Source organism: Streptomyces sp. NPDC006261 (assembly GCF_040613515.1).
In the GTDB taxonomy this organism is placed as follows: Bacteria; Actinomycetota; Actinomycetes; order Streptomycetales; family Streptomycetaceae; genus Streptomyces.
This window is the reverse complement of record NZ_JBEXSI010000014.1, coordinates 56,496-69,888: the sequence shown is the minus strand read 5'-3', so window position 1 is coordinate 69,888 and position 13,393 is coordinate 56,496. Positions and strand designations below refer to the sequence as shown.

The following is a 13,393-nucleotide window of genomic DNA, read 5'->3' as shown; positions in this document are numbered from 1 at the left end:
TGACTTTCCGGGGCTCTCGGGTCTCTCAGCTCTCGGCGGCGAGCCCGGCCTTCAGAGCCCGGGTGAACTTCACGACGCGCTCGGCCTGCACCCGGGCGGCGGTGAGCGTCACCTCGCCGACCGGGAGGTCGCCCTGCCCGGACACGTGCGAGGTGCCGTACGGGTTGCCGTCGACGAATTTCGACGGGTCGGTGTACCCGGGGGCGACGAGGATGCCGCCGAAGTGGTGGATCGTGTTGTAGAGCGCGAGCAGAGTGGACTCCTGGCCGCCGTGTGCGGTGGAGCTGGCGGTGAAGCCGCTGTAGACCTTGTCGGCCAGCTGCCCGGACTGCCAGAGCCCGCCCAGGGTGTCGATGAACTGCTTGAGCTGCGCGGTGATGTTCCCGTACCGGGTCGGCGAACCGAAGATCACCGCGTCCGCCCACACCATGTCGTCCGGCGAGACCTCCGGGATGGAGGCGGTCGCCTCGATGTTGGCTGCCCACGCCGGGGAGGAGTCGATGGCCGCCTGCGGGGCGAGTTCGGCCGCCCGGCGCAGCCGCACCTGCGCCCCGGCCCGCTCCGCGTCCTCGGCGATGGCCCGGGCGAGGGTGGTGATCGTGCCGGTGGACGAGTAGTAGATGACGGCGACGTCGACGGGCGTGGACATGCGGGGACCTCCGTCGGGACAGCATCAGAAGGAATCGGTTGATAGCGGCGCGAAGTCGACGATACGGACATCCTCCGCCCCCGGCGCGCCGGACACCCCCGCCCGGACGCCCGCAGTCCCGCCTCGTACGACTGCTGCCTCCAGCCCCGTACGCCTGCGGCCCTGGGGGCCCTGCCCCGTGCGCCTGCGGCCCCGCCTCACCGCAGCGCCTTGCCCTCGCCGTCCAACTGCATCTGGGCCCGCCCGGTCACCAGCAGCCAGGCGGGCAGGGTGGCGGCACACAGCAGCGGCAGTACGGACGCGTCGCTGACCAGCACCGCCGCCGTGAACAGGCTCACCCACCCCTGCCGGGTGACGGCGAGCAGCACGCCCAGCACCGCGCAGGAGACCGCGAGCGCCGGCGGCACCGCGTCGACCAGGGCGTGGGCGCAGAGGCCGAGCGCCACCCCAGCGAAGACCGCCGGGAAGATCCGCCCGCCCCGGAAGCCGCACGTCGCCGCGATCACCAGGGCGGCCATCTTCACCACCGCCATCACCGCGAACTCCCCGGCCGACCAGTCGTCCGGGTCCCCGGCGATCTCCTTCACCTCGTCCAGCCCCTTGAAGAGGGTCAGATGCCCGCCCAGCGCCCCGAGCAGACCCAGCACCAGCCCGCCGAGCGTCAGGGCGAGGAGCGGGTACCGCAGCGCGCCGAACGCCCGGTGCGCCACCGGGAACGCGTACACCGCCAGCAGACCTATGAGCGCGCCCGCCGAGGCGATCAGGAGGGCGGAGAGCAGGTCGCCCCAGTGCGGTCCGGAGTACGGGGGGAGAGAGAGGTCGAAGCTGGGCTGCGCGATCAGCGACATGGTCAGCGCCCCCGCCGTACCGGCCGCGAGCGGGGCGAACAGCCGGTCCCGGAACGCCCCGGAGCCCGGCTGCGAGGCCAGCGTCTCGGAGAGGACCAGCGCGGCGGCGATCGGGGTCCCGAAGAGGGCGCCGATCGTCCCGGCGGCGGCGAGCGCCACCCAGAGCTCGGCCGGTGAGCCGGGCGCGGCGCGGCGGCCCAGCCAGTAGGCGAGCGCGATGTTGGCGGCGGTGATCGGGTTCTCCGGCCCGAGGCTCACCCCGCCCGCCAGCGCCAGCGCGGTCACCAGGAGGAGTCCGGGGACGATGCCCGGCCGCATCGGTGCGTCGACCAGGCCGGTGGTGGCCGGGTCGGGCCCGCCGTGACCGGGCACGGCCCGCAGGGCGAGGCCCACCGCGAGGCCGGTCGCGGTGAGCATGACGATCATCCAGAGCGAGGAGAACCGCCCCACGCCGAGCGCGTCGGGCAGGGTCTCCCACAGCACGTCCTGGAGTCGCTCCGCCAGGAGGCTGACCCCTAGCAGGATCAGCGCGCAGACCACACCGACGACGAGCGCGGGCAGGACGAGCGGCAGGAGCCGCCGGGCGGGGGTGGCCGGGGGGCGGGGATGGGGCGGCGCGGGGGATTCGGGGGCCACCGGCACACTCTAGGGCGGCGAAACAGACAAAACGCCGCTATTCGGTCTTCGGTGGAACCCGTGCCTCTTCGGCTCCGGCGGAACCGCGCCCCAGCGGAACCCGTGCCTCTTGCGCCCCGGCGGAACCGTGCCTCTTCGCGGTCACTCCTTGCTGATCACCGCCGCCGTCCCGTACGCGCAGACCTCCGTCCCCACATCCGCCGCCTCCGACACGTCGAACCGCATCATCAGGACCGCGTTGGCGCCTCGCGCCCGGGCCTGCTCCACGAGCCGCTCCATCGCCTGGTTACGGGTCTCGACCAGGGTCTTGGTCAGCCCTTTCAGCTCGCCGCCGATCATCGACTTCAGCCCGGCGCCGATCTGGCTGCCGAGGTGGCGGGACCGTACGGTCAGCCCGAAGACCTCGCCGATCACCTGCGTCACCCGGTGGCCCGGTACGTCATTGGTGGTGACGACCAGCACGTCCGCCTGGGCCGTCTGTCCGCCGCCGAAATCCTCAATGCCCATGTTGTGGCACCTCCTGTGCTCAGCCTCGCCCCGTTCCGCGGGATGCGCATTCCCGCTGTGCGCGACTGGAACCGGAGGGAGGGCGTCCACCGGGCGTCGGTGGCTCGGGGCCGGCTACGCGGCCCCGGCGGCCCGCCGGTGGATGCCCTGCCCCCCGGGGGCTCGTCGGGCCGGGCTCAGCTCCGCCCGGAGCCTGAGGTGGCGCGTGCGTGCCGACCGCGCTTCGGTGCGGTGGCCGACGGCTCCGCCTTCTTGCCCTGCGCCCGGTGCTCCACCACCAGGACAGCGATCACCACGGCGGCGCCGAGCGCGAACAGTGCGCAGGTCAGGCCTACCGAGCCGCTGGGGGCGAGCAGCCCGCGGTCATCGTCCTGCCAGGGCCACAGCGCGCGCAGTGAACCAGCCATCAGACCGGTCATCACGACCAGCGTCATGTGGTGGTAGTTCTCCAGCAGCCACTTCAGCAGCTTGACGAAGAGCGCGAGCCCCACCGCGCAACCCAGCGCGAAGGCCGCGAGATAGCCGAAGTCACGCTCGTTGACGGCTGCGATCGTCGGCTCGTACAGGCCCATGGTCAGCAGCAGGAACGAGCCGGAGACACCGGGAAGCACCAGCGCGCAGATCGCGACCGAGCCGGCCAGTGCGACCACCACGGGGTGGGTCGGCATATCACCGGGCGGCAGCCCCGTCAGGGTGAAGGCGCCCACCGCGACGACCACGCAGAGCGCGTAGTTCGCGACGGTCCAGCGCTTTCCCGAGCCTGAGTACGGCACCCACAGAGAGGCCAGAACCAGACCGAAGAACAAGGCGTAGGCGGACTGGGGGTGCTCCTCGACCAACGGCGCGATCAGCTTGGCCGCCAGTACCAGGGCCACCGCCATGCCCGCCAGGAGCGGCAGCAGGACCGTCCAGTCGACGTTCCTCAGCTCGGCCCTGGCACGCGCGGTCCCGCGGCCGCGCGGCAGGTCGGACGCGCCCATCCGCAGCGCGCTGGTGATGTGACCGGCGCCGTCGATCAGCTTCTCGTACACGCCGGTGATCAGTGCGACAGTGCCGCCGCTGACGCCGGGAACGGCCTCCGCGGTACCGATGAGAGCGCCCCGGAAGGCGTTGAAGACGTGGTGACCGGCTGGCTTCGCCATGATCTCCTGTTTCGGCTGTCGGCTCTCGGCCGTGGTTCGGCTCTCGGCCGTTGAGGGGAGCAGGCGACCATCCTAGGCGTCACGTCCCAGCGTCCGTACAAGGGAGGGGCCCACAGGCGGAAAGGGTGGGCCCGGCACCTCAGAACCCCCGCGTCCGCTTCGCCGCCCGTCGGCTCGCCCCGCCGACCGCGCCCGGCACCCCCATGAACAGCCGCGAGATCTCGCTCCCTAGATTCACCCCGATCGCGATGGCCAGCGCCGTCGCGACCGCCGTCGACAGCGACGTCAGTCCCCGGGTCACATCGTTCTGCGCCACGCCCAGCAGACCGAAGTACGTCGCCGAACCGGGCAGCAGCGGCCCGATCGCGGCCGTGATGTACGGCAGCGAGGAGGTGAACCGGTAGCGCGAGAACAGCTGACCGAACAGGCCCACCAGACCGGCCGCCACCGCCGTCGCCGCGACCGGTGAGATCCCCCCGGTCCGGGCCATCGCGCCGAAGATGATCCAGGCCACACCGCCGTTGAGGGTGACCGCCAGCACGGTGGAGCGCTCCTGCTGGAGCAGCACCGCGAAGGCCAGGCTCAGTGCCATGGACGCCAGGATCTGGAGCACCGGACGGTCGTTGGGCACGAACTGCGCCTCGGGGTTGAGCGCCGCCCCCAGCTGGACGCCCAGGTAGAGGACGATCAGCACGCCCGCGACGATCCCGATGAAGAAGTACATGACCTCCAGCAGCCGGGCGGAGGCGGTGATGTAGTAGCCGGTGAGCCCGTCCTGCACCCCCGCCACCAGCGCCCGCCCCGGCAGCAGTGCGAACAGCCCACCGGTGATCACCGCGGACGGGCGGATGTCCGTCGAGTGGGTCAGCGTCAGCGCCACCCCCATCGCGGCGGGCGGCATCGCCGCCACCGTGAACTGGTAGAACTCCGGCAGCCCGCGCCCGGCGCACAGCCAGGCAAGGCGGTCGCCGAGCATCGCGCCCGCCGCCGCCACGATGAAGACCAGCACCCCGCCGCCGACCAGCACGGAGGCCGAACCGGCCAGCAGCCCCGCGGCCGCCGTCAGCACCCAGCCCGGGTACGGGTGCCGGTTCCTGCGGATCTCCGCGAGCCGCCGGTAGGCCTCCTCCAGGGAGACGTCGGCGTCCTCGCTGGTGATGTCGTCGACCAGCCGGAACACCGCCGCCAGCCGGGTGTAGTCGGTGCCCCGGCGGCGTACGGTACGGCTCGCCGTCACCGGGTCGTCGACCAGCGAGGGCTGGTGCGAGATGGACAGCAGGGTGAACGTGACCGTCGGCTCGCTGCGGTCGAGGCCGTAGGACCGGGTCACCGCGAACATCGCCGCCTCGACGTCCTCGGCGCCCTCACCGCCCGCCAGCAGCAGCTCGCCGATACGCAGGGTCAGGTCGAGCACGCGCGGTACGGCGGGACCGGTCTCGTCATCGGTGCGCTGGATCGTCTCCGGGGCCGGGCGCTCGGTCACCGGCATCCGCAGCATCGTGCGCATCCGGTCCTGCCAGGGCGCCTCCTTGGTCAGCCTGACCATCGGAATGCCCTGCGCCGGGGTGAACGCGGGGGGCGCCTGCTGCGCGTTGTACGTCCTCGGCGGGGTGAAAGCGGAACTCAGCGTGTCCGAGTTCGGGCCGCCCGTGGAGCCACCGCCGGACCCCGGCGAACCGGTCGTCTCGGGTTGCACTCCGGTCGGGATCGCGAATTCCGACGTCGGATGGTCCTCCTCGGGTGGCGACGCGGGCTGACTCGTCCCGGCAGGCGGGGCGAAAGCGCTCCGTGCCTCGTCGGACTGGGGCTTCTGGTCCTCAGGACCGCCCGATTCCGCCACCACTCGACCTCGTTCCTCCTCGGCTACACCTTCCGGGCGCACGTGTGCCCAGTATGGCCACCGCCATGGGCCCCGCATGACGAACCGTCCGCACAGCCGGACGGGCGGCACACCCGTGAAGGTGTGCCGCCCGTCCGCGTACCGCTGTCCGGCTCACAAACGGAACCGGAGGGGGTACGTCAGTGCTTGCCGCCCTGCGCCTCAAGACGCTTGTACGAGGCCTCGATCTCGGCCTCCGCCTCGGTACGGCCGACCCAGTCGGCGCCCTCGACGGACTTGCCCGGCTCCAGGTCCTTGTAGACCTCGAAGAAGTGCTGGATCTCCAGGCGGTCGAACTCCGACACGTGGTGGATGTCACGCAGGTGCTCCACCCGCGGGTCCGACGCCGGGACACACAGCAGCTTGTCGTCGCCGCCGGCCTCGTCCGTCATCCGGAACATGCCGATGGCGCGGCACTTGATGAGGCAGCCGGGGAAGGTCGGCTCGTCCAGGATGACCAGCGCGTCCAGCGGGTCGCCGTCCTCGCCGAGGGTGTTCTCGACGAAGCCGTAGTCGGCCGGGTAGCTGGTCGAGGTGAAGAGTCGACGGTCCAGGCGGATCCGACCGGTCTCGTGGTCCACCTCGTACTTGTTCCGCGAACCCTTCGGGATCTCGATGGTGACGTCGAACTCCACGGGTGGCTCCTCCATGATCAACACATACGACTGGTGGTTAAGTGTCCCCCACGCAGAAGAGTGCTCGCGAAAGGGGCTGGTCAACGGTGGCCGAGCCGGTGGAAGAACCGTCGAACCGCCCGTCGGGCCCCTGGGGCCGGATCAAGAACCTGAAGAGCAAGCGCAACGGGTCCAACACCTGGCAGGTCGTCGCAGGCTCCGCCGTGCTCGGCCTGGTCGTGGCCACCGGCGCCGTCCTCGCCGCCGGTCCCTGGGACAACGGTCAGCGTAAGGCCGAGCGGCAGCTCGCAGCCGCCGCGGACCGTACAGGTGTCGCACATCACGGCCGCAGGCTCCCCGGAGCCCCCGAACCGGCTCCCAGCGCCCCCGCCGTCCTCGGGGCACTCGACACCGCGGTCACCCGTTCCGCCCCTCAGGACCCCGCGAGTCTGCGCAGCGCCCTCGCCCCGCTGATCGGCGCCCCCGCGCTGGGCACCCAGGTGGCCGCCTCCGTCATCGACACCGCCACCGGCAAGCAGCTGTACGGGCACGGCGCCGCCACCCGGATGACCCCGGCCTCCACCGTCAAGATCGCCACCACCACCGCGGCGCTCTCCGTCCTCGGCCCCGACCACCGCATCGCCACCACCGTCCGGCTCTCCGAGGACGCCCGCACCCTCACCCTCGTCGGCGGCGGCGACGCCACCCTGAGCAAGGCCGCCCTGCGCTCGCTGGCCACCGAGGCGGCCACGGCCCTGCGCGAAAGTGATGACGGCCGCGAGGGTGGCGAGGACTCCGTACGGGTCACCTACGACACCTCCCGCTACACCGGACCCGAACGCCACCCCATCGGCAAGAACCCCAACATCGCCCCCGTCACCGCCCTGATGGTCGACCAGGGCCGCCTCAACGCCACCGTCCGCGGCCCCGCCACCCGTACCGACGACCCGGCCGGAGACGCCGCCCGCGCCTTCACCGCCGAGCTGGAGAAGGCGGGCGTCGAGGTCACCGGCGCACCCCGCGAGGCCCGGGCGTCCGACAAGGCCCGTACCGTCGCCACCCACCACTCCGCCCCGCTCTCCGCCCTCGTGGAGCGCACCCTCACCAACAGCGACAACGACATCGCCGAGGCCCTCGCCCGGCAGACCGCCATCGCCAAGGGCGAGAGCGCCGACTTCGCGGGCGCCCGCCGAGCCGTCACCGCCGAACTCGAGAAGCTCGAGGTGCCCACCGCCGGAGCCCGCCTCGCCGACGGCAGCGGACTCGACCGCGAGGGCCGGGTCACCCCCGCCCTCCTCACCACACTCCTCGCCCGCGCAGCCGACCCGGAGCGGCCCGGACTGCGCCCCGTCCTCACCGGCCTCCCCGTCGCCGGCTTCAACGGCACCCTCAGCACCCGCTACCGGGACGACACCGGCGCGACCGGCCTGATCCGCGCCAAGACCGGGACCCTCACCGGCGTGAACTCCCTTGCCGGAACCGTCGTCGACCCGCAGGGCCGCCTCCTCGCCTTCGCCTTCCTCGCCTCCGGCTCCACATCGCCGTCCGCGGCAGAATCCGCCCTCGACGCCCTGGCCGCCGCCCTCGCCGGACCGGGCGGCTGAGCCCTGCTGCTTCAAGGACCCCCACCCGAAGGGCGGCGCAACACCCCACCACCGGGCGAGTCGCTCACGTACGGTTGACGCATGACGAGCATCGGTGGTGCAGAGATGGTCGACTGGAACCTCGCGGTCGCGACCGCGACCCGACTGGTGCGGCCCGGGCCGGAGATCAGCCGCGAGGAGGCCCGCGCCGTCGTCGCGGAGCTCCGGCGGCACGCCAAGGCCTCCGAGAAACACGTCCGGCTCTTCACCCGGATGATCCCGGAGGGGACCGAGCCGGAGGACACCCCCGTCCTGGTCGTCGACCGGGCCGGCTGGATCAAGGCCAACGTCGCGGGCTTCCGTGAACTGCTGCGCCCCCTGCTCGCCAAGATGGAGAGCCGTCGCCCCGGCGGACCGGGCGGAGCCGTGCTCGGCGCCGTCGGCGGCAAGGTCACCGGCGTCGAGCTGGGCATGCTGCTCTCGTTCATGGCCTCCCGGATCCTCGGCCAGTACGAGACGTTCGCCCCCGCCACCCGCGAGCTCCCCGGCTCCGCCGACGGCGGGGGACGGCTGCTCCTGGTCGCGCCCAACATCGTCCACGTCGAGCGGGAACTCGACGTCGACCCGCATGACTTCCGGCTCTGGGTCGCCCTCCACGAGGAGACCCACCGCACCCAGTTCACCGGCGTCCCCTGGCTCCGCGACCACCTCCAGGGCGAGATCCAGACGTTCCTGGACGAGACCGACGTCGACCCGATGACCTTCCTGGAGCGGCTCCGCGAGGCCGCCCAGTCGCTCTCCGGCGCCGGCCGCCCCGAGGGCGAACGCGGCGAGGAGAGCGGACGCAGCCTCGTCGACATCGTCCAGACCCCCGCCCAGCGCGAGGTCCTCGGCCGTCTCACCGCGGTGATGTCCCTCCTCGAGGGCCACGCGGACTTCGTGATGGACGGCGTCGGTCCCGAGGTCGTCGGCTCCGTCGCCGAGATCCGGGAGAAGTTCCAGCGCCGCCGTGCCCAGGGGGCCGGCCGGCTCGACCAGGCGCTGCGCAAGCTGCTCGGCCTGGACGCCAAGCTGCGGCAGTACAAGGACGGCGAGAAGTTCGTACGGTCGGTCGTCGAAGAGGTCGGCATGGACGGCTTCAACCGCGTCTGGACCTCGCCCAACACCCTCCCGACCAAGGCGGAGATCGCCAAACCCGCCGAGTGGGTCGCGCGGGTGCACCGCACGGCCGAATCGTGACCCTTTCCCGGCTCAGCACCGGGAAACTGCCCTTCAATCACCCATCCGAGGGACCATGAGGGCATGGGAAGGCGTGCAATGCTCGATGAACAGCTTGCCTCTGTCACCATCGACGCACTCTGAGTGACGGGACTCATGCGTTCCGGCGCTCGACGCTCCTCCCGAATCTCCACGAAGGGCACCGGACATGGGTCCCCATCCTGCGGTCGCGGCGATACGCCTGGCGGTCCGCCGCGTACTCCACGACGTCCTCACCGAATTCCACCGTCACGACGGCCCCGGCGGTCTCGGCCGTCCCGCCGAAGAGGCCGGGCGCGCGGCGCCCGCCGCCTCCCGCTACGCCGAGGCCGGCGCGGCCGGCAGGCCCGCTCTCCCCGAACGGCCCGCTCTCCCCGAACGCCCCGCCGCCCCCCTCGTCCTCGTCGCCTGCTCCGGCGGCGCCGACTCCATGGCGCTCGCCTCGGCCCTCGCCTTCGAGGCCCGCAAGCTCGACGTCCGGGCCGGCGGCATCACCGTCGACCACAACCTCCAGCCGGGATCCGGCCTCCGCGCCGCCGAGGTCGTCACCCGGCTCGCCGCCATGGACCTCGACCCCGTCGAGGCCGTCGCCGTGCACGTCGGACGCGAGGGCGGCCCCGAGGCCGCCGCCCGCGACGCCCGCTACGCAGCGCTGGACGCCGCCGCCGAACGTCACGGCGCCGCCGCCGTGCTGCTCGGCCACACCCGGGACGACCAGGCCGAGACCGTCCTCCTCGGCCTCGCCCGCGGCTCCGGCATCCGCTCGCTCTCCGGCATGGCCGCCGCCTCCGGGCCGGCCGGCCGCTACCGCCGCCCCTTCCTCCAGCTGGACCGGCAGACCGCCCGCAAGGCCTGCCTGGTCCAGTCGATCCCCGTCTGGGACGACCCGCACAACATCGACCCCGCCTACACCCGCTCCCGGCTCCGCCACGAGGGCCTGCCCGCCCTGGAGAAGGCGCTCGGCAAGGGCGTCGTCGAAGCCCTCGCCCGGACGGCCCAGCTCTCCCGTGACGACGCCGACGCCCTGGACACCTGGGCCGCCGAGGCCGAGCTCGCCGTACGCGACGAGACCGGCCGGCTGGAGTGCGCCAAGCTCTACGTCCTGCCCCCCGCGGTACGCCGCCGCGTGCTGCGCCGGGCCGTCATCGAGGCCGGGGCGCCGGCCGGCTCCCTCTTCGCCCGCCACCTCGAAGAAGTCGACCGCCTGATCACCGGCTGGCGCGGCCAGCGGGCCATCAACCTGCCCGGCCGCGTCGAGGCCCGGCGGCAGGGTGGCAGACTGGTCATTCGGCAGAGCTGACGCGCAAGCGGCTGAAACGCAGGCGAACAGCCGGGCCGGGGCCCGGGACGCACCCCCGGGCCCCGGCAGGCAGAGAAAGAGACGTGGGTGAACGAGAAGGACATGGGTACCGACCTTCAGTCGGTGCTCCTCACCAAGGAAGAGATCGACGCGAAGCTCGTCGAGCTGGCCGCGAAGATCGACGCGGATTACGCGGGCAAGGACCTGCTCCTCGTCGGCGTCCTCAAGGGCGCGGTGATGGTCATGGCGGACCTGGCGCGCGCGCTGTCCACCCCCGTCACGATGGACTGGATGGCCGTCTCCTCGTACGGGGCGGGCACCCAGTCCTCCGGTGTCGTCCGGATCCTCAAGGACCTGGACACCGACATCAAGGGCAAGCACGTCCTGATCGTCGAGGACATCATCGACTCCGGCCTGACGCTGTCCTGGCTGCTGTCCAACCTGGGCTCCCGGGAGCCGGCCTCGCTCGAGGTCTGCACCCTGCTGCGCAAGCCGGACGCCGCGAAGGTCGCGATCGACGTGAAGTGGATCGGCTTCGACATCCCCAACGAGTTCGTCGTCGGCTACGGGCTGGACTACGCGGAGAAGTACCGCAACCTCCCCTTCGTCGGCACGCTCGCCCCGCACGTCTACGGCGGCTGACCCCCGGGGAACCCTCGCCGCCTTCGGGCCGTTGAAGCTTCGAAAGCGGGTTTCTCCGCCGCACCCAGCGGTCGCGGGCGCCCCCGCTGGGGTACCGTCCGAAGAACACTCTTTTCCAACAGAGCTTTCAAACACAGCAGCATTTACCTACGGGCAGGAGGGACGGGGCGTCTTCGCTCCGTATGGATGGACGTGAAGCGATACTTCCGTGGGCCGGTCATGTGGATCGTGCTGGCCGTCCTCGCCGTGGTCGTGTTGATGCAGGTCGTCGGCTCGTCGGGCGGCCACAAGACGGTGGACACCGCCAAGGTGATCCAGGCGATCAGCAAGGACCAGGTGGAGCAGGCCAAGCTGACCACCGGTGACGAACAGATTCTCAAGATCGAACTTAAGGACGGCCAGAAGCTTGCCGGCGAGTCCGGCACCAAGTTCCAGGCGAGCTACATCGGCAACCAGGGCGTCCAGCTCGCCGACACGCTCCAGCAGAAGTTCGAAGCGGGTGACATCGAGAAGGGTTACACCGTCTCGCCGTCGAAGCAGTCCCCGTTCGTCTCGATCCTTCTCTCGCTGCTGCCCTTCGTCCTGATCGTCGTCGTCTTCCTGTTTCTGATGAACCAGATGCAGGGCGGCGGCTCCAAGGTCATGCAGTTCGGCAAGTCCAAGGCCAAGCTGATCACCAAGGACACCCCGAAGACGACCTTCGCCGATGTGGCGGGGTCCGACGAGGCGGTCGAGGAGCTCCACGAGATCAAGGAGTTCCTGCAGGAGCCGGCGAAGTTCCAGGCCGTCGGCGCCAAGATCCCCAAGGGTGTCCTGCTCTACGGGCCGCCCGGTACGGGCAAGACGCTGCTCGCTCGCGCCGTCGCCGGCGAAGCGGGCGTGCCGTTCTACTCGATCTCCGGGTCCGACTTCGTCGAGATGTTCGTCGGTGTCGGTGCCTCCCGGGTGCGTGACCTCTTCGAGCAGGCCAAGGCGAACGCCCCGGCGATCGTCTTCGTCGACGAGATCGACGCCGTCGGCCGGCACCGCGGTGCGGGCATGGGCGGCGGGCACGACGAGCGCGAGCAGACGCTCAACCAGCTGCTCGTCGAGATGGACGGGTTCGACGTGAAGGGCGGGGTCATCCTGATCGCCGCCACCAACCGCCCGGACATCCTCGACCCGGCCCTCCTGCGCCCGGGACGCTTCGACCGGCAGATCGCGGTCGACCGCCCCGACATGCTGGGCCGACTGGAGATCCTCAAGGTCCACCAGAAGGGCAAGCCGGTGGCGAAGGACGTCGATCTCGGCGCCGTCGCCCGCCGCACGCCCGGTTTCACCGGTGCGGACCTGTCGAACGTGCTGAACGAGGCCGCGCTCCTGACGGCGCGCAGCAACAGGAAGCTCATCGACAACGAGATGCTCGACGAGGCCATCGACCGCGTCGTGGCGGGCCCGCAGAAGCGGACCCGGATCATGTCCGAGAAGGAAAAGAAGATCACTGCGTACCACGAGGGCGGACACGCCCTGGTCGCGGCGGCCTCACCCCAGTCGGACCCGGTCCACAAGATCACGATTCTCTCCCGCGGTCGCGCCCTCGGTTACACGATGGTGCTCCCGGAGGAGGACAAGTACTCCACGACGCGCAACGAGATGCTCGACCAGCTGGCATACATGCTGGGCGGGCGCGCGGCCGAGGAGCTGGTCTTCCACGACCCGACCACCGGCGCTGCGAACGACATCGAGAAGGCCACGGCGACGGCCCGCGCGATGGTCACGCAGTACGGCATGACGGAGCGGCTCGGCGCCATCAAGTTCGGCGGCGACAACACCGAGCCCTTCCTGGGCCGCGAGATGGGCCACCAGCGCGACTACTCGGAAGAGGTCGCGGCGCTCGTCGACGAAGAGGTCAAGAAGCTCATCGAGAGCGCCCACAACGACGCGTGGGAGATTCTCGTCGAGAACCGCGACATCCTCGACGCCCTCGTGCTCGAACTCCTGGAGAAGGAGACGCTCGGCAAGGACGAGATCGCGGAGATCTTCGCCCCGATCGTCAAGCGTCCCGCCCGCCCGGCGTGGACCGGCTCCGCCCGGCGCACCCCGTCGACGCGGCCTCCGGTGCTCTCTCCCAAGGAGTTGGCCCTCACCAACGGCGCCTCCACCGCCAACGGCTCCGCCACCCCGCCGGAGATCGCCCCGGCGCCGGACCTCACGAAGGACATCGCCCCCTCCACGGAGGCGATCCCCGAGGAGCGTCCCGAGAGCTAGACCCGCACCGCACCCGGTGAGACCTCCGTCACGGGGGTCTGACCAGGCCCGGAATGGATGCCGCGCCCCCCAGGTTTTAGCCTGTGGGG

Annotated in this window: 11 protein-coding genes; 5 read left to right on the top strand and 6 right to left on the bottom strand. The window is 71.4% G+C overall.

Going from position 1 to position 13,393, the window contains the following annotated elements; genetic code table 11:
* Positions 1-25: 25 nt before the first annotated feature.
* From wrbA to ABZ154_RS11650, 6 genes are all read right to left on the bottom strand, one after another.
* Positions 26-649: an NAD(P)H:quinone oxidoreductase gene (gene wrbA, locus ABZ154_RS11675; RefSeq protein WP_356831382.1), complete on the bottom strand. Its 624-nt coding sequence runs from the start codon at positions 647-649 to the stop codon at positions 26-28.
* 197 nt (positions 650-846) lie between these two features.
* The gene (locus ABZ154_RS11670; RefSeq protein WP_356831380.1) at positions 847-2,133 is read right to left on the bottom strand and encodes an ion channel protein; all 1,287 of its coding nucleotides are present in this window, start codon (positions 2,131-2,133) and stop codon (positions 847-849) included.
* A gap of 141 nt (positions 2,134-2,274) precedes the next feature.
* Positions 2,275-2,640, bottom strand: a complete 366-nt coding sequence (locus ABZ154_RS11665) for a YbjQ family protein (protein WP_356831378.1) — start codon at positions 2,638-2,640, stop codon at positions 2,275-2,277.
* A gap of 176 nt (positions 2,641-2,816) precedes the next feature.
* Positions 2,817-3,782, bottom strand: coding sequence for a DUF368 domain-containing protein (locus ABZ154_RS11660; RefSeq protein ID WP_356831376.1), 966 nt, complete (start codon positions 3,780-3,782; stop codon positions 2,817-2,819).
* Between the two features lie 139 nt (positions 3,783-3,921).
* Positions 3,922-5,625, bottom strand: a complete 1,704-nt coding sequence (locus ABZ154_RS11655; protein ID WP_356831374.1) for a threonine/serine exporter family protein — start codon at positions 5,623-5,625, stop codon at positions 3,922-3,924.
* Positions 5,626-5,801: 176 nt separating this feature from the next.
* The gene (locus tag ABZ154_RS11650; RefSeq protein WP_018514302.1) at positions 5,802-6,296 is read right to left on the bottom strand and encodes an inorganic diphosphatase; all 495 of its coding nucleotides are present in this window, start codon (positions 6,294-6,296) and stop codon (positions 5,802-5,804) included.
* Positions 6,297-6,382: 86 nt separating this feature from the next.
* Between ABZ154_RS11650 and dacB the strand changes: the two genes are divergently transcribed.
* From dacB to ftsH, 5 genes are all read left to right on the top strand, one after another.
* A complete protein-coding gene (gene dacB, locus ABZ154_RS11645) occupies positions 6,383-7,879 on the top strand; it encodes a D-alanyl-D-alanine carboxypeptidase/D-alanyl-D-alanine-endopeptidase (RefSeq protein WP_356831372.1) in 1,497 nt (498 codons plus the stop codon).
* Between the two features lie 81 nt (positions 7,880-7,960).
* Positions 7,961-9,097 (top strand): zinc-dependent metalloprotease, encoded by a 1,137-nt coding sequence (locus ABZ154_RS11640; RefSeq protein ID WP_356831370.1) that lies wholly within the window; start codon positions 7,961-7,963, stop codon positions 9,095-9,097.
* Positions 9,098-9,284: 187 nt separating this feature from the next.
* Complete coding sequence (gene tilS, locus ABZ154_RS11635; RefSeq protein WP_356831368.1) at positions 9,285-10,415, top strand: tRNA lysidine(34) synthetase TilS; 1,131 nt, start codon at positions 9,285-9,287, stop codon at positions 10,413-10,415.
* Between the two features lie 102 nt (positions 10,416-10,517).
* Complete coding sequence (gene hpt / locus ABZ154_RS11630; protein ID WP_356831526.1) at positions 10,518-11,057, top strand: hypoxanthine phosphoribosyltransferase; 540 nt, start codon at positions 10,518-10,520, stop codon at positions 11,055-11,057.
* A gap of 186 nt (positions 11,058-11,243) precedes the next feature.
* Positions 11,244-13,304 (top strand): ATP-dependent zinc metalloprotease FtsH, encoded by a 2,061-nt coding sequence (gene ftsH / locus ABZ154_RS11625; RefSeq protein WP_356831366.1) that lies wholly within the window; start codon positions 11,244-11,246, stop codon positions 13,302-13,304.
* The last annotated feature ends 89 nt before the right edge of the window (positions 13,305-13,393 follow it).